Annotated in this window: 4 protein-coding genes; all 4 read left to right on the top strand. The window is 65.6% G+C overall.

Annotated elements, in window-relative coordinates; genetic code table 11:
• The coding region (locus tag EP867_RS19245) for a transposase (RefSeq protein ID WP_164888975.1) at positions 1-324 on the top strand (324 nt) is incomplete at its 5' end.
• Positions 321-674, top strand: coding sequence for an IS66 family insertion sequence element accessory protein TnpB (gene tnpB / locus EP867_RS19250; protein ID WP_128491046.1), 354 nt, complete (start codon positions 321-323; stop codon positions 672-674). The genes EP867_RS19245 and tnpB, both read left to right, overlap by 4 nt.
• Before the next feature lie 48 nt (positions 675-722).
• Positions 723-2,315: an IS66 family transposase gene (tnpC, locus tag EP867_RS19255; protein WP_128491047.1), complete on the top strand. Its 1,593-nt coding sequence runs from the start codon at positions 723-725 to the stop codon at positions 2,313-2,315.
• On the top strand, positions 2,312-2,548 hold a 237-nt coding region (locus EP867_RS19260), incomplete at its 3' end, for a UPF0149 family protein (RefSeq protein ID WP_128491048.1). The genes tnpC and EP867_RS19260, both read left to right, overlap by 4 nt.

A 2,548-nucleotide genomic window follows, 5' to 3' on the forward strand; every position in this document is an offset into this window, starting at 1 on the left:
CCGGGCGCGAACATCTCCGACGTCGCGCGTCGCTGGGGCGTACATCGTGGGCTGCTCACTGTCTGGCGGCGGGAGGCTGGCGTCAGCGGCAGCGCGGGCGGTCGCCGGAGGGTGACCCCTCCGCAGGGGCCGCTTCAATTCGTGCCGATCACTCTTACCGCGTCGGAAGCTCCGCTGCCCGCCGCGGCGCGGCGCCCGGAAGAGCCGGGCAGCACGGCCTGCGGCCGGATCGAGCTCGAGATCGGAGGGGGCCGCATGGTCCTGACCGGGCCCGTCGACCCCGTTGTTGTGACTGCGCTCGTCGCGGCGTTGCGCGCACCATGATCCTGCCGACAGGTGGCATAAAAATCGTCGTCGCCACGACGCCGATCGACTTCCGGCGCGGCATCAACGGACTGGTAGCGATCGTCGCCAGCGCGCTCGCAGCCGACCCGTATTGCGGTGATGTCTTCATCTTCCGACCGCGCCGCGCCGACAGGTTGCGACTGATCTTTTGGGATGGCAGTGGCATGGTTCTGGCCACGAAGTGGCTTGAGGGTCGCCGGTTCGCCTGGCCTGGTCCCGGGGATGGTACGATGGTGCTGACGCGCGAGGAGTTCGGGTTGCTCCTGGCCGGCCTGGATTGGACGAAGGCTCGACGCCCAGCTGTCAAAAGGCCAGTATATATTGCCTGAACTATCTGTATTTGTTTGAGTTTTGTCGCCCGCATGGTATAGTTTGCCATGCAGGCTGACAGCACTTTGATCCCAACTGATGCGCCCGGTTTGACGCGGCTCGTGAAGGCCCTTCAGGCCGAGAATGCAGAGTTGCGCGTCTATGCCACCCTGCTGCGGATCATGATCTTCGGCGCCAAATCCGAGAAGCTTGCGACGCTTGATCCCACGCAGACTGCCCTCGATCTCGGGGACCTGGCGGATGTGCCTGCAGCTGCAAATGATGACGCCCCGACGACGCCAGAGGTGCGGGACGCGCCAAAGACCACCACGCCGCGCGCGGCGGCACGCAACATGGGGGCACTGCCGCGGCATCTGCCCCGCGTCGAGGTCGTCATCGAACCCGAAGACGCAGGCAATGCCTGCTGTGGCGCCCTGCGGGTGCGCATCGGCGAGGATGTCAGCGAAGCGCTGGATGTCGTGCCTGCGCGGCTGCGTGTCATCCGCACGATCCGTCCGAAGTATGCCTGCCGGCACTGCCAGGAGCGCGTCGTTCAAGCTGCGGCACCTGCCCGGGTGATGTCTGGTGGCATGGTCAGCACGGCGCTGGTGGCCCATGTTGTGGCCGCAAAATTTGCATGGCACCTGCCGCTGTACCGGCAGACGCAGATCTTCGCCGGCCATGGCGTCCAGCTTGACCGCGGCACGCTGGGCGGCTGGATCGCACGCGCCGCCTGGTGGCTCAAGCCCCTGCATGAGCGGCTGCTGCGCTTCATCCAGGCGCAGCCGCGGGTATTTTGTGACGAGACACCTTTGCCCCGGCTCGCCCCCGGCCGAGGCCGAACCAAGGTGAGCCAGCTCTGGGCCTATGCCGTCGACGACCGGAACTGGCGGGGCCCCGCACCGCCAGCCGTGGCCTATGTCTACACCGAGGGACGCGGCGCGCAGGATCTTCTGGCGCATCTGGGCGGCTTTGCCGGCGTTCTCCAGGTAGATGGGTTTGGCGCTTACAAGACCGTGGCCAAGCAGCGTCGCAAGAGCAACGCCGCCCCGCTCGAGCTTGCCTTCTGCCTTGCTCATGCCCGGCGCAAGTTCGCGGACGTGTTCAAGACGACCCAGTCGCGGGCGGCGCTCGAGGTCCTGGGCCGGATCGCCAAGGTCTATGAGGTGGAGAAGCGTATCCGTGGCCTGAGCGATGTCGAGCGGCTGGCGGTGCGCAAGGCCGAGAGTGCAGCCTTGATGGATGATCTGAAGCGGCAGCTGACAGAGATCCGCGACGCCGTCGCGTCGCAGTCCTCGATTGGCAAGGCCGCGGCCTATACCTTGAAGCATTGGCAAGGACTGACTGTCTTCCTGCAGGACGGTCGGATCGAGGTGGACAGCAACATCGTCGAGCGCGCCATCAAGCCGGTATGCCTGACGAGAAAGAACGCACTTTTCGCCGGCTCTGCCAGCGGCGGCGAGAGCTGGGCTGTCTTGGCCTCGCTGGTCAACACCTGCAAGATGAACGACATTGACCCAGAGACCTGGCTCTCCGATGTGCTCGAGCGCATCGTCTCGGGGCGCACCACGATCAACCGGCTCGATGAGCTTCTGCCCTGGACCTGGAAGGCGGCACGCCTGGCCAAGGCCAACGACACTCTGGAGGCGCAGGCTGCATGAACACATCCACCCCGACCAGTGCGCCGAAGCGGCTCATGCTCGACGAGAAGGACTTCTTCGACGTCCTGCGTGCGCAGCGCCCCAGTCCGCCCGCCACCGATCCGCAGACCTTGGATGGATACCTCACCGCGCTCATCATCGGGCCGCGCTTCATCGATCCTCGCCAATGGATCCCATCCTTTGTAGGCGAAGGTGCCCTCATGGCGCCTGAACACACGACCGAGGCCAAGGCG

The sequence above is a fragment of the Falsigemmobacter intermedius genome (assembly GCF_004054105.1).
GTDB classification, from domain to species: Bacteria; Pseudomonadota; Alphaproteobacteria; order Rhodobacterales; family Rhodobacteraceae; genus Wagnerdoeblera; species Wagnerdoeblera intermedia.